Below are 23868 nucleotides of genomic sequence, written 5' to 3'. Positions count from 1 at the left end.
ACATCGCTAAGATTGAATATTTGCGGGAAAATCGCACCGATTTCATGCAGATTTGCCCCATATTTGCTCATTCCTAAGGGTATCTGCGCCATTCTTGACATGCTGGCGGTCTTCGCGCATACAAAGGCCGGTTCGAGGCACCGGCCGCTCGCGGATGAAAATCCATGGTGAAGTCCTCGCGATCATGGTCACGGCCCTTGTGCATGCTGACTGGCGGCAATGCGAGCTCCCATCGACAGTCGAAGAGCATGCCTTGCGAAGGCTCACTCCATGACGACCACCTATCCCGCCATTGATGAATTGAAGGCCCAGGCCAAGCGCTTGCGCCAGGCGATGAATGAACACGGCACTACGCTGACCCACGGTGCGGCGCTCGAAATGATTGCCCGCCAGCACGGCGCACGCGATTGGAACACGCTCGCGGCACTAGCGGCAAAGCCCAATGCCAGCCCGAAAACACCGCTCTTCGTCGGCGCGCATATTCGCGGCCGCTATCTCAACCAGCCGTTCACCGGCAAGATTCTGGCGCTGTCGGCCCTGCCGGGCGGCGATCTCCACAGGATCACCATCCATTTCGACGAGCCGGTGGATGTCGTCACCTTCGAGAGCTTTTCAGCCTTTCGCCGGCGCGTGAATGCGCAGATCGATGCCGATGGCGTCTCGCCGAGGAAGACCTCGAACGGCGTCCCGCATCTGGTGCTCGATCTCTAGATTGCTCTCATCCTTTTTCAGGCTGCTCGGATCCGCATGATTTCAAGCGGATTGGGTTGCCCGCTATCACACGGATTTCCCCATGACCGATCTTTCCGAAGGCAATGCCTTCCTAACCGGCTGGCTGCCGGCCGTCTTCATCAAAACGGCGGCGCCGATCGCCGCGATCACCACCGTCAACGGCCTGTTCACCGTCGTCGACGCCTATTTCCTCGGCGCCTATGTCGGCCCCGACGCGCTCTCTGCCGTCAGCCTGATTTTCCCGGGGTTGATGCTGCTGATCGCTTTGCAAGCGCTGGTCACGAACGGCATGGCGAGCATCCTTGCCCGCCGGCTCGGGGCCGGCGATCGCCAGGGCGCGACCAGGGTATTCACAGGTGCCCATACACTGGCGCTGGCCGTCACTCTCATCCTCAACATCGTCTTCTGGACCCTCGGCCGTCAGATCATCAACGCCGGTGCCGGCACAACTGCAGTCGCCGATGGCGCCATGCTGTTCATGGGCGCGATGATCGCCTTTGCGCCGGTGAGCTTCTTCCTGTCGCTGCATCTCGATGGCCTGCGCTGCGAAGGCAGGATCGGGTTCATGACGCTGGTGACGCTGTCGGCCTCGCTGCTCAACATCCTCGCCAACTGGCTGTTCATGGCGGTGATGCATTGGGGCGTGCTCGGGTCGGCGGCTGGCTCCATCGCCTCGCAATTCGTCTGTCTGACCGCCGTGCTGACCTATCGCTTCCGCCGGCCGGCTGCACTCAGGCCTTATCGAGGATTCGCACCTGCCGAATGGCGCGGCATCGTCGCCTTCGGCGCGCCGATGAGCCTCGGCTTCATCGGCATATCGCTGGCATCGGCGGCCATTCTCGTCAACATCTCGCTCTGGAGCACCCGTGATCGTGTCGCGACGGTCGCCGCCTACGGCATTATCACCCGGATCATGACCTTCGCCTATCTGCCGCTGCTTGGCCTCAGCATCGCCCTGCAGACGATCGCCGGCAACAATCACGGCGCCGGCCTCGGTCTTCGCGTCGGCCGCAGCCTGCGGATCGCCATGCTTGCGGCGCTCGTCTACTGCACCCTGGTGGAAATCACCGTCGAACTTTCGGCCGGCCGCCTTGGCGCCGTCTTCGTCGCTGATCCCGCCATTGTCGCCGAGGTCTGGCGAATTCTGCCCTGGACGATCGCCGCCTATTTCCTCTTCGGGCAGATGCTGATCCTGTCGTCCTATTTCCAGTCGATCGGCGACGCGCCGCGCGCGGCGATCTTCGGCCTGTCGCGGCCTTATCTCTTCACCCTGCCGCTGACCTTCTTGCTGCCTTTCGTCTTTGGAGAGCGGGGGATTTGGATGGTGCCGGTCTTTGCCGAAGCAGGCATGTGCATCCTGGCCTTCCTGGTGTTGTCGCAAAACGCAAAGCGCCGAGGCTGGCGTTACGGGCTTCTGCCCGCTTGAGATGGAAAGGCCGCGCTTCCTTGAACTGATCCCCGAACGTTGGGTATCAGCCTTTGGCGGAGCGCGGCTTTTGCCAGATTACGTCTATTCTTTGCCCGTTGAAGCTGCCGATGTCGCGGCTTCCGCCTCGTTCAGCGCTTCGGCGCATTCCTGGCAGCAGACTTCGACGGTCTTGCCGCCGAGCTTGACGGTGATGGTCTCCGCGCCGAGTTCGCAGTCGCAGGCAGCGCATGTCGTCTTCTTCATAGGATGATCCTCCGGTTGATCGTCCCCGGATCGGGACAGGCTGATAAGATCATCGAAGGCCGCATCGCCGCTGTCGAAATCTTTAGCGATCGATGGCTGGATTCACCTGCGCCGCAATTGCGCCGCGCGTTGGAATTCGGCCGGGCTTTGCCCGAAGGATTGCTTGAAGGAGGCGCTGAAATGGCTGTGGCTGGAAAAACCGAGATCGAGGCCGAGCGCGGTCAGATCTTCGTATTGGCCGAGCAGATCGAGCGCGCGGGCAAGCCTCAGCCGCAGATGATAGCGGTAAAGCGGCGTCGCCTCGACCTGCTGGAAGACCTGGGTGAGATAAACAGGCGAGACGCCCACTTCGGAGGCGATTTCCGAAAGTGTCCAGCGCCGTGCGAGATCGGAGGAAAGCACCAGCTTTGCCCGATCGACGAGTTTCTGCCGGCCGGCGCTGGCGCCGGCCGCATGCGATGTGCGCTCGCCGAGCGAACGGCGCACCAGCGTCAGCGCCAAGGTTTCCGCCTCCAGCGTCTCGGCGACGTTGCGCTTGAGACCGTGACGCAGAAGAGCGACCAGCGCCTGCGCGCGCGGATCGACCCGCCGGCGCTGGCGGCGGAATGAAAAGGCCGGGCCTTGCTGCAGCTGGTCCTTCGGCGCGAGCTCTTCGAGCAGGGATTCGTCGATCGCCAGATCGATGCAGGCGTCGCCACCCTCGATCGGATGGCTGATCCGATAGCCCTGACCGGCATTGAAGAACAGCATCTGATTGGCTTCGGCCACCGTATCGTTGCGGCCGACATGCCGCATGAAGACGCCGCGATAGGGATAGACGAGGCTCGTCTTGTGAGTGCATTCCTCATCGCTTCGGTGGCGGCACTCGCCATCGCAGATGATGTCGCGAATGGCGATGGTCTTCGTTTTCAGGAGCAATGCCGTTGAAACCTGCGACATTTCAATTTCCCGGTGGACAGGCCGCGGACGAGGCGGTCCGCGGCACCCTATCACAACTGCTGCCTGTGTTCAGTAGCGACTATAGACGTGAACATCGCTGTCCGTCTGCCCCCGGGAGAGGCCGATATCCTTCAGCTGATCGTCGGAAAGCTCCATCAGCGCATTGCGGTTGCGCCGTTCGCCGATCTTGCGTGCCAGCCAGCGGACTGCGGTGATCGCGGCAGGCAACAGGCCGGGCCTATGATGCGAAGAACGGCGGTTGCTGCCTGCTATGGTGATATTCGAGCGATGCATGATGATCCTCCATCCTTGTTGGATGGAGGCAGTGAACCATCAGCAGTGGCTTGGCGCTGTCAGATTATTTAGCGATTCGCAGTCGCGCTTATGCTTTCAGCAGCCATTCGTGCTCGACGGCATTGTGGAATTTCCAGATACGCTTCGGCCCGGCCATGACGTTGAGGTAGTAGAGATCGTAGCCGTGCGTTGCCGCGCAAGGATGGTAGCCCTTCGGTACCAGCGTCACGTCGCCGTCCTCGATCGCCATCGCTTCGTCGAGCGAGCGATCGTCGGTATAGACGCGCTGGAAACCAAAACCCTGCGGCGGATTGAGGCGATGGTAGTAGGTCTCTTCCAGGAAGCTCTCGTTCGGCAGGTCGTCCTGGTCGTGCTTGTGCGGCGGATAGGAAGAGGTATGGCCGCCCGGCGTGATCACCTCGACGACCAGCAGCGAATGCGCCGAGCTGTCGTCCTCAGGCATGATGTTGTTGACGTAGCGCACATTCGTGCCCTTGCCGCGCGTCACTTGCGGATGCGTGCCGGGCGGAATCTCCTTCGCCTGATAAGTGCCGCCGCCGGGGGCCGAGCAGACGGCGAGTTCCAGATCGGTCTCCGCCGTGACCGACCAGGTCGATTCCATCGGAATATAGAGCGCATGCGGCGCACCTTCGAACGGGGTCATGCGGCCGCCGAGCGTGCCGAAATCCTTCGTCCCGGCCGAGGCCTTGCCCTTGCCGGTGACCCAGACGAGGCAGACCTCCCGATCGCCGGTTTCCCCCGACACGGTCTCACCCGGCTTCAGCCGATGCAGATCGAAGCCGACATAGGTCCAGCCGGCGCTATCAGGCGTGACATGCGTGACGCGGCCATGCGTGCCGGATGGTTTGACCTTGAGGTTTGGCATTGGTGTTTCTCCTCATGCGTTGGTGGGCGTAGCCCCCTCATCCGGCTGCCGCCACCTTCTCCCCGAGGGGGTCCGAAGGACGGGTCGAGACACGTGGCTCGACCCCGGTACGGGTGCCCGAAGGGCGGATGAGGGGGCTTCTTGCCCCGATGCTACTATTTAGCCCTCTGGCGGAGAGATGACTTTCGCCTCGTTATCCCTTCGGGAAACCTTCGGTTTCCACCGTATAACCCGCAGCCGTCATCACCCGCATCAATTCCGCATGGCCGATCTCGGCCATCTTCTGCGGCGGCGCCGTGCGTGGATCCTGCTCGGCCTCGACGACGAACCAACCTTCATAGCCATGATCGGCGAGCCGCTGGACGATGGCGGCGAAATCGAGCGAGCCGTCGCCCGGCACCGTGAAGGCGCCAAGCGCCACCGCATCGAGGAAGGACTGCCGGCTGCGGTCGAGCCCATCGACGACAGGCTTGCGGATGTCCTTGACGTGGACATGGTTGATGCGGGTATGATGATTGTCGATGGCGCGCAGCACGTCGCCGCCGGCAAAGGCGAGATGGCCGGCATCGAGCAGCAGCGGAATGCCTGCGCCCGAATTACGCATGAAGGCGTCGAGTTCCGGCTCGGTTTCGACCACGGCAGCCATGTGATGGTGATAGGAGAGCGGCATGCCCTGTTCGGCGCACCATTCGCCGAACTCAGTGACGCGCCGCCCATAGGCCTTCATCTCGTCATCGGCAAGGCGCGGCTTGGTCGCGAGCGGCTTGGAGCGGTCGCCCTGGATGGAACGGCCGACCTCGCCGTAGACGATGCAGGGCGCATTGACAGCCTTGAACAGCTCGATCATCGGGGCGATGCGGTCCTTGTTGGCGGCGAGCTCCTCATTGACGAGCGTGCCGGAGAACCAGCCGCCGCACAGCGTCACGTCGGCAGCACGCAGAATGGGCAGCATTTCTTCCGGGTTGCTGGGGAAGCGGCGGCCTTGCTCCATGCCGGTGAAGCCGGCGCCGCGCGATTGCCGCAGGCATTCCTCCAGGGATACGTCGTCGCTGAGTTCGGGAAGGTCGTCGTTCCACCACGCGATGGGCGACATGCCGAGTTTGGCCTTCATCAACATTCTCCTTAAAAACAGTGCGGAGGAGCAGTTCCGCTCCTCCGAAAAATGACAGCAATCGAATCAGCCGATGCGCTGGGCGGCGCGCGCTTCGATATAGCCCTTGCGCGCCTTGTTGACTTCTTCGCGCGGGCTGACTTCGGGCACCGCGACATCCCACCAGTGGCCGCCGGCCTCGGTGGTAATAAGCGGGTCGGTGTCGATGAGGAAGACCGAGGTGCGGTCGTTCTTCTTCGAATCGGCGATTGCCTGCTCCAGCTCAGCAATGGACGAGACCTTGACTGCGATGGCCCCCATGCTTTCGGCATGCGCGCGGAAATCGATTTCCGGCATCACCTCGTGATAGGAGTCCTTGAGCAGATTGTTGAAGTTGGCACCACCGGTTCCCATCTGCAATCGGTTGATGCAGCCATAGCCGCGATTGTCGAGCACGACGATGTTGAGCTTGAGGCCGAGCATGACCGAGGTGGCGATCTCGGAATTCATCATCATGTAGGAGCCGTCGCCGACCATGACGACGACCTCGCGTTGGGGATGCGCCATCTTGGCGCCGAGCCCGCCGGCGATCTCGTAGCCCATGCAGGAAAAACCATATTCCATGTGATAGCTGCCCGGCGCCGTCGCTGGCCAGAGCTTGTGCAATTCGCCGGGCAGGCCGCCGGCGGCGCAAAGCACCGTCGTATTCTCGCCACCGATGGTGCGCGCCACCGCGCCGATCACCTGGGCATCGGAGGGCAGGGCGGCATTGGTCGTCGCCATAGCCTTGGCGGCGGCTTCCATCCAGACCTTCTTCTCGGCTGCGGCCTTCTCGGCCAGTGCTGCCGGTGCCTTCCAGCCGGAAAGGCCTGCCGTAAGCGCCCTCAGCCCTTCGCGGGCATCGGCCACAACAGGATGGCTGTCATGCTTCACCGCGTCATAGGCGGCGATGTTGAGCCCGATCATTTTGAGGCTGTCGTTCTTGAACAGCGCCCAGGAGCCGGTGGTGAAATCCTGGCAGCGCGTGCCGACGGCGATGACGAGATCCGTCTCTTCAGCGATCGCGTTCGCTGCCGATGTGCCGGTGACGCCAACCGAGCCGAGCGCCAGCGGATGGGTCTCGTTGATCGACGACTTGCCGGCCTGGGTGACGACGACCGGAAGGCCGTGGGCCTCGGCAAATGCGGTCAGTTCCTTCGTCGCCTGCGAATAGAGCACACCGCCGCCGGCAACGATCACCGGCTTTTTAGATGCCTTGATCAGCGCGATGGCATTGGCGAGTTCATCCGCATCCGGCTGCGGCCGGCGGGTCGCCCAGACCTTTTCCTCGAACAGGCTTTCCGGATAGTCATAGGCCTCAGCCTGAACGTCCTGGCAGAGCGACAAGGTCACCGGGCCGCAATCGAGCGGATCGGTCAGTACCTGCATGGCGCGCTTCAGCGCCGAAATGATCTGTTCGGGCCGGGTGATGCGGTCGAAATAGCGCGAAACCGGGCGGAAGGCGTCATTGGCCGAAACCGTGCCGTCGCCGAAATCCTCGATCTGCTGCAGCACCGGATCGGGCGCGCGGTTGGCAAAGACGTCGCCGGGCAGGAAGAGAACGGGAATCCGGTTGACATGCGCGACGCCGGCGGCGGTCACCATGTTCAGCGCGCCGGGACCGATCGAGGTGGTGCAGGCCATGAAACGCGTGCGAAAATTCGCCTTGGCATAGGCGATGGCGGCATGCGCCATGCCCTGTTCGTTGTGGGCGCGATAGGTCGTCAGTTCGCCACGTACCTGATAAAGCGCCTCGCCGATGCCGGCGACGTTGCCGTGGCCGAAGATCGCCCAGACGCCGCCGAAGATCGGCACCTTCCTGCCGTCAACGATCGTCATCTGCTTCTTGAGGAAATGCGCGACGGCCTGCGCCATCGTCAACCGTATCGTCTTGCCCATCGGGGCCTCCCGAACCTTTAGCTCTCTGTCTGTTTTCCCCTCCCCAACCCCTCCCCACAAGGGGGAGGGGCTAACCCGTTCGGCTCTTTCCATTCACACCGCGAGGTTTCATCCGCAGGACGCTTGCTAACGGGGTGAGGTAATGCCTCAAGTTAAGTCCCTCCCCCTTGTGGGGAGGGGTTGGGGAGGGGTCTTGTTCTTAATGCTGCCCACGCGTCTTCAGCCACGCCTCTGTCAGCTGCCGGAAGCGGCCGGCCATGTCGGCGATCGCTTCCTCGTCGTTCATGCTGCCCGAAAGCCAGGCGCGCGCTGCATCAGCAAAGATCGTCCGGCCAACGGCAAAGCCCTTCACGGAAGGGGCGGCCAGCGTCGCTTCGAAGCAGGAAATCAGCTCGTCGGCGGGCGCCTCGAGCCCGAGCAGCACGATGCCACGGCACAGGGGATCATTTTTGGCGATCACCGCATCGATCTTCTTCCAGGCTTCGCTCGATGCCTGCGGCTCCAGCTTCCACCAGTCCGGCTTGATGCCGAGCGCATAGAGCTCTTCCAGCGCAATCGCGATCGTATCGTCGGTAAGCGGCCCGTTCTTGCCGGCGATGATCTCCACCAGCAGCTCTCGCCCGACCTTGCGGGCCGCCTCGAACAGCGTGCGCAGTTTCTCCTGCTGCTCGCTCTTCAATTCGGCCGGATCATCGGGATGATAGAAGCACAGGCACTTGATGCAATGGCTGAGCGGCCATTCCACAAGCTGGGAGCCGATATCCTGGCTGAATTCGAAGCGCAGCGGCTTCGAGCCCGGCAGTTCCACCGGCCGGCCGATCCAGGAAAAATTCTTCGTCGCCGCATCGAAGAAGGCGTCGCGGCCGAAACGTTCGTCGATCAGCATGCCGTAACCGTCGCGGCCTTCCGAAACCCGCGCCGCCGCCGAGACCGCCAGCCGCTTGAAGGCGACGATCTTGTCATGGCCGACGCCGAGCTCGTCGGCGACGCTGACGAGCTGCGAGCGATGGTCGATCGCCAGCGCCATCAACAGCGGAATTTCGCCGCGCCGGGTCGATGCCCAGTGGATATGGTTGATCGCCTCGTCCTTGCGCAGCGCCCGATGCTGGCTGCCTGTCTTCAGGAAGAAATCGAGTTCCGCCCAGGTCGGATATTCCGGCGAGCAGAGCAGACGGGAAACGGCGAAGGCGCCGCAGGCATTGGCCCAGGTGGCGCAGGTCTTCAGCGGCTCTTCCCGCAGGAAGCCGCGCAGGAAACCGGACATGAAGGCATCGCCGGCGCCGAGCACGTTGAAGACTTCGATCGGGAAACCTTCGCCGACGATGCCGGCTTCGAGGTCGTCGGCGATCGGGCCGTCATAGACGATGCAGCCCATGGCGCCGCGCTTGAGCACGATCGTCGCCGGCGACAGGCGGCGAATCTCCTTCAGCGCGCCGAGCACGTCGTCGGCGCCGGAAGCGATCAGGATTTCCTCTTCGGTGCCGACGATGAGATCGCAATCCGGCAGCGTCTCCTTCATCTTCGAGGAGACCCGGTCGGATTTCACGTAGCGCTCGAAACCTTCCGCGTGGCCGGCAAGGCCCCAGAGGTTCGGCCGGTAGTCGATGTCGAAGATCACCTTGCGGCCGTTCGCCTTGGCGATCCGGATCGCCTTGCGCTGCGCGGCCTCGGTGTTCGGCCGGGAGAAATGCGTGCCGGACACCAGGACGGCGCGCGACGATCTGATGAAATTCTCGTCGATATCGCCTTCGTCGAGCGCCATGTCGGCGCAGTCGGAGCGATAGAAGATCATCGGCGACACGCCCTCGGCTTCGACCGCGAGCAGTACCAGCGCCGTCAGACGCTCCTTGTCGGTGACGATGCCATCCGTCGCCACCCCTTCGCGCGCCGACTGCTCGCGGATGAAACGCCCCATCTGCTCGTCGCCGACGCGGGTGATGAGACCGGATTTGAGGCCGAGCCGCGCCGTGCCGATGGCGATATTGGCCGGGCAGCCGCCGACGGATTTGGCGAAGGAGCCGATATCCTCCAGCCGCGAACCGATCTGCTGGCCGTAAAGATCGACCGAGGAGCGGCCGATGGTGATTACATCAAGCGCCGGCTCCGGCCGTGAACCCGGATTCGATTGTACCATGATGTCCTCCCGCTAGATTTTTGCGCGGCTTCCAGTGCCTGCGAATTTGTGAATAATGAAACATCGGTTCCGATATTTTGTCAATTCGGAATGTTTATTCCATTTTTGCTTTCCCAGCTTTTGAATGCTGACGCTTGCGCCGCCGCTCGGCGATGGCGACCGGCAGCGCCATGGTGAGCGCCATCGAGGCCGACAGCGAGCGGAAGCCGGCGAAATCGGCCTCGGCCACTTCGAACCAGTGCGTGGCGCAGGCGGCAAGCGGCGAGAAGGCCGAATCGGTGATGGCGATGACGGGGACGCCGCGATCGGCGAGCTCCTGGCTCTGGTTGAGGCTGTCGGCCGCATAGGGCGAGAAGCTAGCGGCGATCGCCGCATCCTTCGGTGTTGCGAACTGCACCATTTCAGGGTCGACGCCGTTCGGCGAGGCGACGATCTGGTGGCGGATGTTGAGCTTGGAAAAAGCATAGGTCATATGCGCCGTCAGCGGGTAGGAGCGCCGCTTGGCGATCAGATAGATCGTCTCGGCGGCGGCAAGGATATCCACGGCTTTGGTGAACGTATCGCTCTGCACCGTCGCCGCCAGCCGGTTGACCGACTGACTTGCCGCGGCGATGAAGCCCGAGAGCAGATTGGCGTCCTCGTCGTCGCCGCTCGCCTGCTCCAGCGTGACGAGCCGCTCTTCATAGCTCAGCGTCCGGTCGCGCAATCTTTCGCGGAAGATGCTCTGCAGGTCGGAAAAACCTTCGTAGCCCAGATGATGTGCCAGGCGCACCAGCGTCGAAGGCTGGACCTCGGAGGCGGCCGCGATGCTCGCCGTCGTGCCGAAGGCGATCTCGTCGGGATTGCCGAGCGCGAAGGCGGCGACCTGCGCCAGCCGCTTCGGCATGCTCGCCTTGCGCTCGATGATGGTGCTGCGCAGGCTTTCGAAATCGCGCGGCACACGCGCCTGCCTCTGGGGGTCGTTATCCATGCTTGCGGCTCACGAGATGAAACAAATATTCCATATTGCGCAGCATAGACGATTTCAAACTGCGCGCCTAATTGTTTTTAATCGCCTGTAATTCAAGGGATTTAGACAATCCTTGCAAAAAATGATGCCGATGACCCTGGGTGGGTCTCTTGTCAAAATGATCCAAATATTCCAAAAATCCGCGCGCAGCTCTGGAGGAGACGGAAATGAAGCCACTCGGCATCGGTTTGATCGGCACCGGCTATATGGGCAAGTGCCATGCGCTGGCCTGGAATGCGGTGAAGACGGTATTCGGCGACGTCGAGCGTCCGCGTCTCGTCCATCTTGCCGAAGCCAATGCCGGGCTGGCCGAGGCGCGGGCCGGCGAATTCGGCTTCGAGAAGGCGACGGCCGACTGGCGGGCGCTGATCGCCGATCCCGAGGTCGACGTCGTCTCAGTCACCACACCCAACCAGTTCCATGCCGAGATGGCGGTTGCAGCGCTTGAAGCCGGCAAACACGTCTGGTGCGAAAAGCCGATGGCGCCGGCCTATGCCGATGCCGAGCGCATGCTGGAAACGGCGGAACGATCAGGCAAGGTTGCCGCCCTTGGCTATAACTATATCCAGAATCCCGTCATACGGCATATCAAGACGCTTGTCGGCGAAGGCGCCATCGGCACGGTCAACCATATTCGCGTCGAGATGGACGAGGATTTCATGGCCGATCCCGATGTCTTCTTCTATTGGAAGAGCGAGCTTTCCGCCGGCTACGGCGCGCTCGACGATTTCGCCGTGCACCCGCTGTCGCTGCTCTGGTATCTCTTCGGCCATGCCGAGGCCGTCATAACGGATATGGTGAAACCCTATGCCGACCGCCCGCTGGGCCAAGGTGGCCGTCGTGCCGTCGAAAATCACGATGCCGCCAACGTGCTGATGCGGCTTGGCGGTGGTATCTCCGCCGTGTTGATGGCCAATCGCGCCGCCTGGGGCCGCAAGGGCCGCATCGCCCTGCAGATTTACGGTTCGAACGGCTCGATCGTTTACGACCAGGAGCGGATGAACGAATTCGAACTTTATCAGGCCGAGGGTCGCGGCTCCGAACAAGGTTTCCGCAAGATACTGGCGGCACCCGCCCATCGGCCTTATGATCGCTTCATCCCGGCGCCTGGCCATGGTCTCGGCTTCAACGATCTGAAGATCATCGAATGCCGCGAGCTGATCCGGGCAATATCGGGCGAGCCGTCGTCGATCGTGACATTTAAAGACGGTCTCAGGATAGAGAAGTCGGTGCATGCCATGGCACAGTCCTTCCACGAGCGTCGCTGGATCGAGATCGGCTGAAGGTAAAAGCTGCTTTCCGTTGACGGCGCATAGGGCAGGGGATAGGCCTTGGCATGAGTGTCGGGCCTCGTTTCAGGAGTGAGATCGTGACGGATAGACTGGTGATCATCGGCGCGGGGCAGGCTGGTTTCGCATTGGCGGCCAAGCTGCGGGCGTTGAAGGATACGCGCCCGATCACCCTTATCGGCGCCGAAGACGTGGCCCCTTATCAGCGCCCGCCGCTTTCGAAGAAATACCTGCTCGGCGAAATGAGCTTCGACCGCCTGCTGTTTCGCGACCAGCACTGGTATGGCGACAATGATGTCGACCTTCGCCTTTCCACTTGGGCCGAGGAGATCAATCCGGACAGCAAGCAGGTTCTGCTGCAGGACGGCTCCGTTCTCGACTATGGCACGTTGGCGCTCGCCACCGGCTCGACGCCGCGCCGGCTGCCGGCCGCAATCGGCGGCGATCTCGACGGCGTTTATGTCGCCCGCGACAAGCGCGATGCCGATCTGCTCGCTGACGAAATGCGCCCTGGTCGCCGCGTCCTCATCATCGGCGGCGGTTATATCGGCCTCGAGGCGGCAGCCGTCGCCCGTTACCGCGGCCTTGAGGTCACCGTCATCGAGATGGCCGACCGCATCCTGCAGCGCGTCGCGGCGAAGGAGACCGCCGACATCATGCGCGGGATCCATGAGTCCCACGACGTGGTGATCCGCGAGAAAACCGGGCTCAAGCATCTGGTCGGCAAGGATGGCCGCGTCACCGGCGCCGCGCTTTCCGACGGATCGGTCATCGACATCGACTTTGCCGTCGTCGGCATTGGCGTCGTTCCGAATGACCAGCTCGCCAAGGAAGCCGGCCTCGAAGTCGCCAACGGCATTGTCGTCGACGAATTCGCCCGAACCTCCGATCCGGCGATCTTTGCCGCAGGCGATTGCGCGGCCCTTCCCTGGCAGGGTGGCCGCATCAGGCTCGAATCGGTGCAGAACGCCGTCGACCAGGCCGAAGCGGCGGCAGCCGTCATCGCCGGCGGCAGCGAGCCCTATGATCCGAAGCCGTGGTTCTGGTCCGACCAGTATGATGTCAAGCTGCAGATCGCCGGCTTCAATCTCGGTTATGACGAAACGCTGCTGCGCCCCGGCGCCCGCGAAGGCGCCCATTCTGTCTGGTATTTCAGGGAAGGCCTGCTGATTGCCGTCGATGCCATCAACGACGCCAAAGCCTATGTAACCGGCAAAAAGCTGCTGGAATCCGGGATCAACCCCGACAGATCGATTCTCGCCGACCCCTCAGCCGATCTCAAGCGCCTCCTCGGCTGAGCCGGGGGAGCCCGCGCAGGGAATCACCTAAGGGAACGCCGTGCCAGGCTCGCCAATCCTCTCGGACGCCGGGCGGCAAAGCTCTGCTTCGTCGTCGAAGAGAACGAAGCGCGATCAAATTTCACCGATCACGCCGGGAAATGCGGTCTGTTTGCGCAACCGGCCGAAATGCCGCCCACCGCATTTCTTCTGGTGAAACCTGAAAAAACCCTTGCATTCACAGACCGGTCACCATAGTTAGGCCGCACCGGAGAGGTGGCCGAGTGGTCGAAGGCGCTCCCCTGCTAAGGGAGTATACGTCAAAAGCGTATCGTGGGTTCGAATCCCATCTTCTCCGCCATCCCGATTTCCTGAACGTCTATCGATCTTTCCTGACGGGGAATCAGTTGCGCTTAGTCGGCTATGTCTTACGGCCGCGCGGCGAGAGAATCGGTTGTGGGAATCATCTCTCGCTTCCACGCCCCGTCAGAGCGGCGAAAAGCCGATCGGTGAACGTCCGGTTACGCTTCCAGCAATCACACCACGCCCGCAAGAGCCGGATTTTGTCAGAAAAGTGTCTCAAATGTGTTGGAAAACGCATGTCCAACACTTTGTGGGGCTGACCTAAGCTGCCGCAAAATCAGGGTTTTCTTAACAAAGCATAAAGGAAATCGAGGCCGGCTGCCCGACTTGTGTCCTTTGAGCAACAGGAAGTCGGGAAGGGCCCCTCAAATCCCCCATCCGAGTAAGTTGGTGATTGCGTGACGGCTTCCGTCTTGTATTTTCAGCGTCGGAAGCCAGGGCGACTGATCGTCCACTTCTTGCAACACGGGAATGGGGCAGGGAACGCTGCTCAGCGAAAGATCCCAAACCCGATCGAAACTTTGAATTGGAGGTCATTTATGAACATCAAGAGCCTTCTTCTCGGCTCCGCTGCTGCTCTCGCAGTAGTTTCCGGTGCTCAGGCTGCTGACGCTATCGTTGCTGCCGAGCCGGAACCGGTTGAATACGTCCGCGTCTGCGACGCTTACGGCACCGGCTACTTCTACATCCCGGGCACCGAAACCTGCCTCAAGATCAACGGCTACATCCGTTTCCAGGTTAACGTTGGCGATCGGGTTGGCAATTCGCTGACTCGTGCTAACGACTCCGACTGGGATGCCGTCACGCGCGGTCAGGTTCAGTTCACCGCCAAGAGCGACACCGAGTATGGTCCGCTGACCGGCGTCATCGTCATGCAGTTCAATGCTGACAACGCCACCGATCAGCAAGCCAAGCTCGACTCCGCTTACCTCGACATCGCCGGCTTCCGCGCTGGTCTGTTCTACAGCTGGTGGGACGACGGCCTCTCCGGCGAAACCGACGATATCGGCTCCCCGGTCACGCTGCATAACTCCATCCGTTATCAGTACGAAACCGACGCCTTCTACGCTGGCATCAGCGTCGATGAGCTGGAAGACGGCCCCTTCTACAATGGCGAAACCCCCAACAACGTCGGCGTTGCCGTCGGTCTTGGCGGCAAGGCTGGTGCCTTCAGCTACCAGATCACTGCTGGCTATGACGTCGACAATGAAGAAGGTGCAATCCGTGCAATGGGTACGGTCGACATCGGCCCCGGCACGCTCGGCCTCGCAGCTGTCTACGCGACCGACCCGAACGCCTACTACAACGCGGCTGAATGGGCTATCGCTGCCGAATACGCTATCAAGGCAACCGACAAGCTCAAGATCACCCCTGGTGTCCAGTACTACGACAACTACGGTGTCACCGCTGGCGACTTCAACGACGGCAATGCTTGGAAGGTTGGCCTGACGGTTGATTACCAGATCGTCGACAACTTCTACGCCAAGGCTTCGGTTCAGTACCTCGATCCGGAAGATGGCGACGACTCGACCTCGGGCTACTTCCGCCTGCAGCGTTCGTTCTAATCTGATCTGACTTCGGTCAATCGGGAAAGCCCGGCTCTCTGAGCCGGGCTTTTTGCATCGGGCGGATCGCACCTTTGCCGGCTGTCCGGCTTCCGATGAGGCAAATGCATGTTGCCCGGAAGTGTGCCGCAGCCCCGAGATAACGCCATGCATAAAAGCAACACGCGAAAGCGCGTCGTATGAATCAATTTTAACGCGGCGCGTTTTATCGGCAGGAGGCGAGAAAAGCTCGAACGGCTGTGGGGATATCGCCGTGATGCAGAAGGGGCGCGTGCCCTTGTCCTTCGGCAGTCTGCAGGATCAAGCTTGGATGCCGGCGGGCCATTTCGTCGGCCGTCTCCATTGAGAGCAGAGACGTATTTTCACCGCGAATCAGCATCAGCGGAAATGGTCTCAGGCTTTCGAACTGCTCCCAGAGATCGGGCAGCGGCCGGCTGAGATCGACCGATTTCAGCGCCTCCGCGATCGCCGGATCGAAATCGGCGACCGGTCTTCCGCCGACATCGCGATAAAGGGCAAGCGCCATCTCGCGCCAGTCTTCCTCGTCCAGCGCGGTAAACGACGCGCCATGATTTTCCTTCACGATATCGGCCGCCGCGTTCCAGTCCTCAGGCCTTCTGCCGCCGTTGAGATAATCGCGGATCCGCGCCAGCCCCTCGGCCTCGACCACAGGCCCGATATCATTGAGGATGACGGCCTCGAGAAGATCCGGCCGTGTCGCCGCGATCAGATGCAGGATCAGCCCGCCTCGGGACGTACCGATGAAGATTGCCCGCTCGACGCCGAGGGCCGCGCAAGCGGTGACGACGTCACCGGCCTCGACGGCCAGATTGTAGTTTGCCTTGTTTTCATCCCATGCCGAGTTTCCCCGCCCGCGCGTATCGAGTGCGATGACCCGCCGCGGTGCTGTCGTGTCCCGGGAGAGAAGTAGCGCAAGCGGATGAAAATCCCGCGTATTGCGGGTCAGGCCGGGCAGGCAGATGACCGGCAGCCGTGCTGCGCTTGCCGTGTCGTTCGGCCGATAGTCGCGGGCATAAAGCTTCAGCCCGTCGGAAGACGTGTAAAATCGCTCCTGGAAACCGCTTGCGTAAGTATCCGCCATCGCATCCCTCGAGAGTTGTTGATCCCGAAGATGTAGCCTGGTTTTCGGGCCGCGCCAAACGGCTTCAGGAGGCGCTGCGTCCGCCGATCAGGTCGCGCTCGATATCGGTCGGCTGGCCGAGGCGGGCCTTGTAGACCTCGTAATTTTCCATCACCCGCTGCACGTAGTTGCGGGTTTCGGGGAAGGGGATACGCTCGATCCAGTCGACGATCTCGTCGATCGATCTGCCGCGCGGATCGCCGTAGCGGCCGATCCATTCCGGCACCCGCTTTGGCCCGGCGTTATAGGCGATGAAGGTGAGGATGTAGGAGCCGCCGAAGGCGTCGATCTGCTCGCCGAGATAATGCGCGCCGAGCGTCGCGTTATAGCCGGCGTCGGCCGTCAGCTTATCCTTCGAATAGGTGATGTTGTGGCGCTTGGCCACCGCTTGGGCCGTCCCCGGCAGAAGCTGCAGCAGACCGCGTGCGTTCGCCGCCGAAACGGCGGCCGGGTTGAAGGCGCTTTCCTGCCGGGCGATGGCATAGGCAAGCGCCTTGCCGGAGCCTGAAATATTGGCGTTCGCCGGGATGACGCCGACCGGAAAGGCGAGCGCTGCGACATCGATGCCGCGTCCATAGGCGATCTTGCCGATCTGCAGCGACAGATGATGATCGCCGGATTGCTCGGCCTGTGCCGCAAGCACAGCCAGTTCGCCGGGGCTCTGAAGTTGATCGGCGAGCGCGAGATAGAGACTGTCGGCTCGCCATCCATGGCCGGCGGCCTCCAGCCGGGCGATCGCCTGCACCGCTTCGCGCGCCTGGAAGCGTTGCCGGTCGACCGTGCTCGGCGAGGGATAGGTAACGTTCAGCGTCTTTCGTCCCAGCCGTTCCGCTGCGAGCTGGCCGTAGAAGGTGCCGGGAAAAGTCGCAGCCTTCGCATAGAATTCGCTGGATTTGCCAGGACCACCGGCCTCCGCTGCTCGTCCCAGCCAATACCAGGCGCGTGAAACCGAGATTGGTCCGTTTGATGTCTGGAGGATCTTGCGGAAGTGTTTTTCCGCTGTTGCCGGATCCTGCAGGCCGCGCAGCGCATACCATCCGGCATGGAATTCAGCCTCGACGATATCGGTCGGGCTGGTTGCGGCGTAGTTTGCGACGATGCGATAGGCAGGCTTGAACTGTCCCTGGTCGACGAGACCGCGGCTGACGATGCGTTGCTCGTTCCACCACTCGCCGGAATTGACGAGTTCGCTGCGCTCGGGCGGCATCTGCTCCAAGAGCGCCGCCGCCTCGGCATATTTGTCCTGTTTGCGCAGATATTCGATCCGCGCAAACAGCAGGCCGGCATCGCCGCGCCATCTCGAATCGACGGCGTCGAGCAGGGCGCCGGCATTGCCGGCTTTGGCGTCGACGGCGGCCCAGGCCTTGTAGAGCGACTGCGCCTGGCCCATGTCGCCGAAGCGCTTGGCCTGCGCCACCCGGCCGCGATACATCAGATAGTCCATCCGTGCCTTATGGTCGGCCGGCGTCAGCAGGGCTGAGAATTCGATGAGGATCTTGTCCTCGGTCGCCTTGTCGAGAGCTTCCCCACGCCAGACCTTGCGGATATATTTCGCCGCCTGTGCCTGCTTGCCCGTTGCAACCAATGCACGGCCGAGGATGACGGCGCCCTGCATCGTCTCAGGCGCGGTATCGCCGAAGGCGGCAAGCACGGCTGACGGGGCGGGGTTTTCGTCATAGAGCGCGCGTTCGGAATAGGCGCGCAGCCGCGACAGGCCCGGCCAGCTCTTGAGCTCCTGCGAAGCACTGGCGATTTCATAGGAGGGAACCCCCTTCAATCCGGAAACGGCGATCGCCCAGGTGAGGATATGGCGGTCGAGCGTGCCGTCGCCCATATTGTCGCGGATCGACAGCGCCAGCCGTGGGTCCTTGTCGGAAAGCGCGTCAAGGCCGGCCTTCAGGTCGCCGTTGACGGGCGCGATTGCCGGATTGCGCGGAATGGCCCCTGTCGTGATCGATTCCGGCATGGCTGTCTCGGGAATGAAGCCGAGCGGCTTCACAGCGGGCATAGCCGTGCTCTCGCCGGGAAGCGGCGACGCTACGCTGCTCCACGCAGCGGCAATAAAGCCGAAGGCGGACAGAATCAGGACAGCTTTCTTCATCCGGGATCTCGCAACGAAAACACGCCCTGCCATTTGGCTAGAGGCATCTTAACGAAACCTTACCGTACCAGGTAAAATTCATTCACATCTGCTATCGGAATTTGCCCTAAACCGAACTCTACGCGCTTGTCGCGATGATTTCGGCGCTCTATGGTGCGCAAAATATTCATGGAATGCGGCCGAAGCAAGATTTGGTCGTGAGGAGCTTTGCATGTTCAATGGGTCCATTCCCGCCCTCGTCACCCCCTTCACCGACGCCGGACTGATCGACGAAGACAGCTTCGCCGCGCATGTCGACTGGCAGATCAAGGAGGGCAGCAGCGGTCTCGTTCCCGTCGGCACGACGGGCGAATCCCCAACGCTGTCGCATGCCGAGCACAAACGGGTCGTGGAACTGTGCATCGAGGTCGCCGCAAAACGCGTTCCCGTCATGGCCGGCGCCGGCTCGAACAATACAGGTGAGGCGATCGAGCTTGCTCAGCATGCCGAAAAGGTCGGCGCCGATGCCGTTCTGGTCGTCACGCCTTATTACAACAAGCCGACGCAAAAGGGCTTGATCGCGCATTTTTCGGCGATTGCCGAGGCCGTCGATCTGCCGATCTATATCTACAATATCCCGGGCCGCTCGGTGGTCGACATGACGCCGGAAACGATGGGTGCGCTTGCCAAGGCGCACGGCAATATCGTCGGCGTCAAGGATGCGACGGGCAAGATCGAGCGCGTCTCCGAACAGCGCATCACCTGCGGCAAGGATTTTCGCCAATTGTCCGGCGAGGACGCGACGGCGCTCGGCTTCAATGCTCATGGCGGCGTCGGCTGTATTTCTGTCACGGCCAATGTCGCTCCGCGCCTCTGCGCCGATTTCCAGGCGGCGACCCTGAAAGGTGACTATGCCAGCGCGCTGGAATATCAGGATCGGCTGATGCCGCTGCACAAGGCGATCTTTATGGAGCCCGGGCTTTGCGGCGCCAAATACGGGCTCTTCAAGCTTGGCCGCATGAGCCGCAACGTCCGCTCGCCGCTGCTGTCGACGCTGGAGCCGGCAACGGAAGCGGCGATCGACGCCGCCCTGCGCCATGCCGGGCTGCTGAACTGAGGAGACCGGCCGTCTTCACAAGGCCGGGTCGCTCCCTTACATAGAGGGCAAGCAATGAGGGCGCGGCTTTTCGCGCGCCTCGAAGGGAATATCGTCATGGCCCCCAAAGGCAGCCAGCGCGTGGTGAACAAGGTCGTGGCCGAAAACCGCAAGGCCCGCTTCAACTACGAAATCATCGATACCTACGAGGCCGGCCTCGTGCTGATGGGCACGGAGGTCAAGTCGCTGCGTGAGGGAAAGGCCAATATCGCCGAGTCCTACGCATCGGACGAGGACGGCGAGATCTGGCTGATCAACTCCTATCTGCCGGAATATCTGCAGGCGAACCGCTTCAATCACGAACCGCGCCGGCGCCGCAAGCTGCTTTTGTCGGGCCGTGAAATCCATCGCCTGCGCTCTGCCGTCAACCGCGAGGGCATGACGCTGATCCCGCTGAAGATCTATTTCAACGACCGCGGTCGGGCGAAGATGGAGCTGGCGCTCGCCAAGGGCAAGAAACTGCATGACAAGCGCGAGTCCGAGAAGGAACGCGATTGGAACCGGCAGAGGAGCCGCCTACTGAAGGATAACGGCTGACCACGCCGCTTGGGCGGTGATTGCCGTTTCCGGATCATTCTTGGAAATCGCTGGCCGGGGCGACGACTTCGACTTGGCGCGGCGCCCGCTCCGCAGGGTCGCGGCCGATTTCGGCCTTCAAGGACAAGAGATCGATGAAGTGGTCGGCCTGGCGGCGCAGGTCGTCGGCGATCATCGGCGGCTGCGTCGCCATCGTCGAGATCACCGAGACCTTGCGGCCTCTGCGCTGCAGCGCCTCGACCAGATTGGTGAAGTCGCCGTCGCCCGAGAAAATGACGAGATGATCGACCGTTTCGGACTGTTCCATGGCGTCGATCGCAAGCTCGATGTCCATGTTGCCCTTGATCTTTCGGCGTCCCATGGAATCGGTGAATTCCTTGGCGGGCTTGGTGACGACCTTGTAGCCATTATAGTCGAGCCAGTCGATCAGTGGCCGGATCGACGAATATTCCTGATCCTCGATCAGCGCGGTGTAATAGTAGGCGCGCAGGAGGTAGCCACGTTTCTGGAATGCTTTCAAGAGCTTGCGGTAATCTATGTCGAAACCGAGGCTCTTGGATGCAGCGTAGAGGTTGGCGCCGTCAATGAAGAGTGCAATTTTTTCGCGTGGGTCAAACATCGCTTACCAATCCAATGAGAGCAATCGAAATCCGCAGGACCAAAATCCAATAAAATCAATAATTTGTGCTTTGATTTTGCTCTGATCCATACTTTAACAATTATTCATATATGAAAGATTTAGGGCACGATTCGGCATATTCCAAGCAACCATAGGTGGAATTGTGACATTCTCCATGGAAATTTAGTTCAGCCGCTTATAAAGACGAGGGCAGCCGGAATGAAAAACTTGTATTTGCCCGGTTTTAATTGTATCGGGCGTGCTAATCCCGAAATGACGACCGTAAAGGACAGGCAATGGCCCGTGTCACAGTTGAAGATTGCATCGACAAGGTGGAGAACCGCTTCGAGCTGGTTCTGCTCGCCAGCCACCGCGCCCGGCTGATTTCCCAGGGCGCCTCGATCACCATCGATCGCGACAACGACAAGAACCCGGTCGTCGCCCTGCGCGAAATCGCCGACGAGACGCTTTCGCCCGATGACCTCAAGGAAGATCTGATCCATTCTCTGCAGAAGCATGTCGAAGTCGACGAGCCCGAGCCCGATCCGGCCAGCATGATCGCCGCCGGCGGTGTCGCCGCAGCCGACAGCGAAGAGCAGGACGATCTGCCTGAGACGATCACTTTCGACCAGATGTCGGAAGAAGAGCTGCTTGCCGGCATCGAAGGCCTGGTGCCGCCGGAAAAGAGCGACGACTACTAAGCACGCGGACTGATCCCGGTTGCAGGCGATCCCGCGGTCGCCGTGAGCCGGAAAAAGTTTCATGCGATGCGAAAGAGCGATGATTACCAATCGTCAATCTTGCGCCTTTATTGCTTAGGCATATTATTGCCCATGTGTGCGCCAATCGTTGATTGGCGCGCTTTTATTTTTACCGGAGTGGCTTTGGAATGATGCGGCAGTACGAGCTCGTGGAGCGGGTTCAGCAATACAAGCCCGATGCCAATGAAGCACTGCTGAACAAAGCCTATGTCTATGCCATGCAGAAGCATGGCCAGCAAAAGCGCGCGAGCGGCGATCCCTATATTTCCCATCCGCTCGAAGTCGCCGCCATCCTCACCGACATGCATCTCGATGAATCGACGATCGCGGTGGCACTTCTGCACGATACGATCGAGGATACGACGGCGACGCGCGCCGAGATCGACGAACTCTTCGGCGAGGATATCGGCCGCCTGGTCGAGGGCCTGACCAAGATCAAGAAGCTTGATCTCGTCACCAAGAAGGCCAAGCAGGCGGAAAACCTGCGCAAGCTGCTGCTCGCCATTTCCGACGATGTGCGCGTGCTGCTGGTCAAGCTTGCCGATCGCCTGCACAATATGCGCACCCTCGATCATATGTCGGCCGACAAACGGGCCCGCATCTCCGAGGAGACGATGGAAATCTATGCGCCGCTCGCCGGCCGCATGGGCATGCAGGATATGCGCGAGGAGCTCGAAGAGCTCTCCTTCATGCATATGAACCCGGAAGCCTATGACACCGTCACCAAAAGGCTGGAAGAGCTTTCCAAGCGCAATGAGGGCATCGTCAAGAAGATCGAGGCCGAACTGCGTGACCTGCTGGTCGCAAGCGGCCTGACCAGCGCCTATGTCAAGGGCCGGCAGAAGAAGCCCTATTCGGTCTTCCGCAAGATGCAGTCGAAGTCGCTTTCCTTCGAGCAGCTTTCCGATGTCTATGGCTTCCGTTTGATCGTCGAGGACATTCCGTCCTGCTACCGGGCACTCGGCATCGTCCACACTCGCTGGCGCGTCGTGCCCGGCCGCTTCAAGGATTATATCTCGACGCCGAAGCAGAACGACTACCGCTCGCTGCACACCACGATCGTCGGCCCCTCCAGTCAGCGCATCGAGCTGCAGATCCGCACCAAGCGCATGCACGAAATCGCCGAATTCGGCATTGCCGCCCACACGCTCTACAAGGACGGCGCCACCAATGCCGACGGCGACATCCTCTCGCGCGAATCCAATGCCTATTCCTGGCTGCGCCATACGATCGAAGCGCTGGCCGAAGGCGACAGCCCGGAGGAATTCCTCGAGCACACCAAGCTCGAGCTATTCCAGGACCAGGTCTTCTGTTTCACGCCGAAGGGCAAGCTGATTGCTCTGCCCCGCGGCGCCACCCCGATCGATTTCGCCTATGCGGTGCACACCAATATCGGCGACACCACCGTGGGCGCCAAGATCAACGGCCGCATCATGCCGCTGGTGACGCGTCTTGCCAATGGCGACGAGGTCGAGATCATCCGCTCGGGCGTGCAGGTCCCGCCCGCCGCCTGGGAGGAGATCGTCGTCACCGGCAAGGCGCGCGCCGCCATCCGTCGCGCCACCCGCATGGCGATCCGCAAGCAATATGCCGGTCTCGGCCACCGCATTCTCGAGCGCACCTTCGACAGAGCCGGCAAGATTTTCTCCCGCGAGGCGATGAAGCCGGCGCTGCACCGCCTCGGCCAGAAGGAAGTCGAGGACGCGATCGCTGCCGTCGGCCGCGGCGAGATGTCTTCGCTCGACGTCCTGCGCGCCGTCTATCCCGACCACCAGGATGAGCGCGTCACCGTCAGGCCCTCCGGCGACGACGGCTGGTTCAACGTCCGCAGTGCGGCCGGCATGATCTTCAAAATCCCCGGCAAGACCAAGGCCGGGGTCGATGGCGGTCCTTCGGAAGTCGACACCGACGCCGATATCGGGCCGATCCGCGGCCTGTCCGGCAATGTCGACGTCAAGTTCGCGTCAACCGGTGCGGTGCCCGGCGATCGCATCGTCGGCATCATGGACCAGGGCAAGGGCATCACCATCTACCCGATCCAGTCGCCGAGCCTGCAGCGCTTCGACGATCAGCCCGACCGCTGGATCGACGTCCGCTGGGATCTCGACGAAGCCAACAAGTCGCGTTTCATGGCGCGCATCCTGGTAAACGGGTTGAATGAACCCGGCACGCTTGCCAAGGTCGCCCAGACCGTCGCAGGCCTCGACGTCAATATCCGTTTGCTGAACACGGTGCGGGTCGCGGCGGATTTCACCGAAATGATGCTCGAGGTCGAGGTCTGGGACCTGCGTCAGCTCAATCAACTGCTCGCCCAGATGAAGGAACTGGATTGCATCGCCACGGTCCGGCGGCTCTACGAGTAAGATTTTGTTAAGCCCTCAGACGG

Annotated in this window: 20 protein-coding genes and 1 tRNA gene; 10 read left to right on the top strand and 11 right to left on the bottom strand. The window is 61.5% G+C overall.

Going from position 1 to position 23868, the window contains the following annotated elements; translation table 11 throughout:
• Window positions 1-270 precede the first annotated feature (270 nt).
• Together QMO80_RS06060 and QMO80_RS06055 are read left to right on the top strand one after the other, a co-directional pair.
• Window positions 271-711 (top strand): glyoxalase superfamily protein, encoded by a 441-nt coding sequence (locus QMO80_RS06060; RefSeq protein WP_283199265.1) that lies wholly within the window; start codon window positions 271-273, stop codon window positions 709-711.
• Between the two features lie 82 nt (window positions 712-793).
• The gene (locus tag QMO80_RS06055; protein ID WP_283199264.1) at window positions 794-2158 is read left to right on the top strand and encodes an MATE family efflux transporter; all 1365 of its coding nucleotides are present in this window, start codon (window positions 794-796) and stop codon (window positions 2156-2158) included.
• 84 nt (window positions 2159-2242) lie between these two features.
• On the opposite strand, the gene QMO80_RS06050 is transcribed toward QMO80_RS06055, so the two are convergent.
• From QMO80_RS06050 to QMO80_RS06015, 8 genes are all read right to left on the bottom strand, one after another.
• On the bottom strand, window positions 2243-2404 hold the full coding sequence (locus QMO80_RS06050) for a hypothetical protein (protein ID WP_172601154.1): 162 nt from the start codon (window positions 2402-2404) through the stop codon (window positions 2243-2245).
• 102 nt (window positions 2405-2506) lie between these two features.
• The gene (locus QMO80_RS06045) at window positions 2507-3343 is read right to left on the bottom strand and encodes a helix-turn-helix transcriptional regulator (RefSeq protein WP_283199263.1); all 837 of its coding nucleotides are present in this window, start codon (window positions 3341-3343) and stop codon (window positions 2507-2509) included.
• Window positions 3344-3412: 69 nt separating this feature from the next.
• On the bottom strand, window positions 3413-3637 hold the full coding sequence (locus tag QMO80_RS06040; protein WP_283199262.1) for a DUF1127 domain-containing protein: 225 nt from the start codon (window positions 3635-3637) through the stop codon (window positions 3413-3415).
• A gap of 88 nt (window positions 3638-3725) precedes the next feature.
• Window positions 3726-4523 (bottom strand): 5-deoxy-glucuronate isomerase, encoded by a 798-nt coding sequence (gene iolB / locus QMO80_RS06035; protein WP_283199261.1) that lies wholly within the window; start codon window positions 4521-4523, stop codon window positions 3726-3728.
• A 193-nt stretch (window positions 4524-4716) separates the two neighbouring features.
• The gene (gene iolE / locus QMO80_RS06030) at window positions 4717-5634 is read right to left on the bottom strand and encodes a myo-inosose-2 dehydratase (RefSeq protein ID WP_283199260.1); all 918 of its coding nucleotides are present in this window, start codon (window positions 5632-5634) and stop codon (window positions 4717-4719) included.
• 66 nt (window positions 5635-5700) lie between these two features.
• Window positions 5701-7551, bottom strand: a complete 1851-nt coding sequence (gene iolD, locus QMO80_RS06025) for a 3D-(3,5/4)-trihydroxycyclohexane-1,2-dione acylhydrolase (decyclizing) (protein WP_283199259.1) — start codon at window positions 7549-7551, stop codon at window positions 5701-5703.
• A 199-nt stretch (window positions 7552-7750) separates the two neighbouring features.
• Window positions 7751-9685 (bottom strand): 5-dehydro-2-deoxygluconokinase, encoded by a 1935-nt coding sequence (gene iolC, locus QMO80_RS06020; RefSeq protein WP_283199258.1) that lies wholly within the window; start codon window positions 9683-9685, stop codon window positions 7751-7753.
• A 94-nt stretch (window positions 9686-9779) separates the two neighbouring features.
• The gene (locus QMO80_RS06015) at window positions 9780-10655 is read right to left on the bottom strand and encodes a MurR/RpiR family transcriptional regulator (RefSeq protein WP_116272846.1); all 876 of its coding nucleotides are present in this window, start codon (window positions 10653-10655) and stop codon (window positions 9780-9782) included.
• A 206-nt stretch (window positions 10656-10861) separates the two neighbouring features.
• On the opposite strand from QMO80_RS06015, the gene QMO80_RS06010 reads away from it, so the two are divergent.
• The 4 genes from QMO80_RS06010 to QMO80_RS05995 all read left to right on the top strand — a co-directional run bounded on the left by QMO80_RS06010 (window position 10862) and on the right by QMO80_RS05995 (window position 15188).
• Window positions 10862-11977, top strand: coding sequence for a Gfo/Idh/MocA family protein (locus tag QMO80_RS06010; RefSeq protein ID WP_283199257.1), 1116 nt, complete (start codon window positions 10862-10864; stop codon window positions 11975-11977).
• An 86-nt stretch (window positions 11978-12063) separates the two neighbouring features.
• Window positions 12064-13281, top strand: a complete 1218-nt coding sequence (locus QMO80_RS06005; protein ID WP_283199256.1) for an NAD(P)/FAD-dependent oxidoreductase — start codon at window positions 12064-12066, stop codon at window positions 13279-13281.
• Window positions 13282-13530: 249 nt separating this feature from the next.
• A tRNA-Ser gene (locus tag QMO80_RS06000) sits at window positions 13531-13621 on the top strand.
• Window positions 13622-14162: 541 nt separating this feature from the next.
• Window positions 14163-15188 (top strand): porin, encoded by a 1026-nt coding sequence (locus tag QMO80_RS05995; protein WP_283199255.1) that lies wholly within the window; start codon window positions 14163-14165, stop codon window positions 15186-15188.
• Between the two features lie 205 nt (window positions 15189-15393).
• Here QMO80_RS05995 and QMO80_RS05990 read toward each other — a convergent pair whose 3' ends face one another.
• Entirely contained in the window at window positions 15394-16290 is an 897-nt protein-coding gene (locus QMO80_RS05990; protein WP_283199254.1) for an alpha/beta fold hydrolase, read from the bottom strand.
• 64 nt (window positions 16291-16354) lie between these two features.
• Window positions 16355-18430, bottom strand: coding sequence for a lytic transglycosylase domain-containing protein (locus QMO80_RS05985; protein WP_283199253.1), 2076 nt, complete (start codon window positions 18428-18430; stop codon window positions 16355-16357).
• Window positions 18431-18641: 211 nt separating this feature from the next.
• On the opposite strand from QMO80_RS05985, the gene dapA reads away from it, so the two are divergent.
• Both dapA and smpB read left to right on the top strand, forming a co-directional pair.
• Window positions 18642-19526 carry a 4-hydroxy-tetrahydrodipicolinate synthase gene (dapA, locus tag QMO80_RS05980; protein WP_283199252.1) on the top strand — a complete coding sequence of 295 codons (885 nt, stop codon included), beginning with the start codon at window positions 18642-18644 and terminating at the stop codon, window positions 19524-19526.
• Between the two features lie 96 nt (window positions 19527-19622).
• Entirely contained in the window at window positions 19623-20102 is a 480-nt protein-coding gene (smpB, locus tag QMO80_RS05975) for an SsrA-binding protein SmpB (RefSeq protein WP_283199251.1), read from the top strand.
• A 34-nt stretch (window positions 20103-20136) separates the two neighbouring features.
• Here the strand turns inward: smpB and QMO80_RS05970 are convergent, their stop codons facing one another.
• On the bottom strand, window positions 20137-20721 hold the full coding sequence (locus QMO80_RS05970; protein ID WP_049733874.1) for an NYN domain-containing protein: 585 nt from the start codon (window positions 20719-20721) through the stop codon (window positions 20137-20139).
• 296 nt (window positions 20722-21017) lie between these two features.
• Here QMO80_RS05970 and rpoZ point away from each other — a divergent pair, with 296 nt between their 5' ends.
• Both rpoZ and QMO80_RS05960 read left to right on the top strand, forming a co-directional pair.
• Window positions 21018-21422 carry a DNA-directed RNA polymerase subunit omega gene (gene rpoZ, locus QMO80_RS05965; RefSeq protein ID WP_003574261.1) on the top strand — a complete coding sequence of 135 codons (405 nt, stop codon included), beginning with the start codon at window positions 21018-21020 and terminating at the stop codon, window positions 21420-21422.
• A gap of 188 nt (window positions 21423-21610) precedes the next feature.
• The gene (locus QMO80_RS05960) at window positions 21611-23845 is read left to right on the top strand and encodes a bifunctional (p)ppGpp synthetase/guanosine-3',5'-bis(diphosphate) 3'-pyrophosphohydrolase (RefSeq protein ID WP_283199250.1); all 2235 of its coding nucleotides are present in this window, start codon (window positions 21611-21613) and stop codon (window positions 23843-23845) included.
• Window positions 23846-23868: the final 23 nt, after the last annotated feature.

The organism is Rhizobium sp. BT03, assembly GCF_030053155.1.
GTDB lineage: Bacteria > Pseudomonadota > Alphaproteobacteria > Rhizobiales > Rhizobiaceae > Rhizobium.
Note: the sequence above shows the minus strand (reverse complement) of the source record. Positions and strands in the feature narration are given on the sequence as shown.

Excerpts from the sequence above, each read along its gene's own strand:
- QMO80_RS05990 (WP_283199254.1), bottom strand. The coding sequence starts at position 16,290 with ATGGCGGATACTTACGCAAGCGGTTTCCAGGAGCGATTTTACACGTCT.
- dapA (WP_283199252.1), top strand. The coding sequence starts at position 18,642 with ATGTTCAATGGGTCCATTCCCGCCCTCGTCACCCCCTTCACCGACGCC.
- rpoZ (WP_003574261.1), top strand. The coding sequence starts at position 21,018 with ATGGCCCGTGTCACAGTTGAAGATTGCATCGACAAGGTGGAGAACCGC.
- QMO80_RS05960 (WP_283199250.1), top strand. The coding sequence starts at position 21,611 with ATGATGCGGCAGTACGAGCTCGTGGAGCGGGTTCAGCAATACAAGCCC.
- iolC (WP_283199258.1), bottom strand. The coding sequence starts at position 9,685 with ATGGTACAATCGAATCCGGGTTCACGGCCGGAGCCGGCGCTTGATGTA.
- iolD (WP_283199259.1), bottom strand. The coding sequence starts at position 7,551 with ATGGGCAAGACGATACGGTTGACGATGGCGCAGGCCGTCGCGCATTTC.
- QMO80_RS05970 (WP_049733874.1), bottom strand. The coding sequence starts at position 20,721 with ATGTTTGACCCACGCGAAAAAATTGCACTCTTCATTGACGGCGCCAAC.
- QMO80_RS06045 (WP_283199263.1), bottom strand. The coding sequence starts at position 3,343 with ATGTCGCAGGTTTCAACGGCATTGCTCCTGAAAACGAAGACCATCGCC.
- smpB (WP_283199251.1), top strand. The coding sequence starts at position 19,623 with ATGGCCCCCAAAGGCAGCCAGCGCGTGGTGAACAAGGTCGTGGCCGAA.
- QMO80_RS05995 (WP_283199255.1), top strand. The coding sequence starts at position 14,163 with ATGAACATCAAGAGCCTTCTTCTCGGCTCCGCTGCTGCTCTCGCAGTA.
- QMO80_RS05985 (WP_283199253.1), bottom strand. The coding sequence starts at position 18,430 with ATGAAGAAAGCTGTCCTGATTCTGTCCGCCTTCGGCTTTATTGCCGCT.
- QMO80_RS06015 (WP_116272846.1), bottom strand. The coding sequence starts at position 10,655 with ATGGATAACGACCCCCAGAGGCAGGCGCGTGTGCCGCGCGATTTCGAA.
- QMO80_RS06050 (WP_172601154.1), bottom strand. The coding sequence starts at position 2,404 with ATGAAGAAGACGACATGCGCTGCCTGCGACTGCGAACTCGGCGCGGAG.
- iolE (WP_283199260.1), bottom strand. The coding sequence starts at position 5,634 with ATGAAGGCCAAACTCGGCATGTCGCCCATCGCGTGGTGGAACGACGAC.
- QMO80_RS06055 (WP_283199264.1), top strand. The coding sequence starts at position 794 with ATGACCGATCTTTCCGAAGGCAATGCCTTCCTAACCGGCTGGCTGCCG.
- QMO80_RS06040 (WP_283199262.1), bottom strand. The coding sequence starts at position 3,637 with ATGCATCGCTCGAATATCACCATAGCAGGCAGCAACCGCCGTTCTTCG.
- QMO80_RS06010 (WP_283199257.1), top strand. The coding sequence starts at position 10,862 with ATGAAGCCACTCGGCATCGGTTTGATCGGCACCGGCTATATGGGCAAG.
- iolB (WP_283199261.1), bottom strand. The coding sequence starts at position 4,523 with ATGCCAAACCTCAAGGTCAAACCATCCGGCACGCATGGCCGCGTCACG.
- QMO80_RS06060 (WP_283199265.1), top strand. The coding sequence starts at position 271 with ATGACGACCACCTATCCCGCCATTGATGAATTGAAGGCCCAGGCCAAG.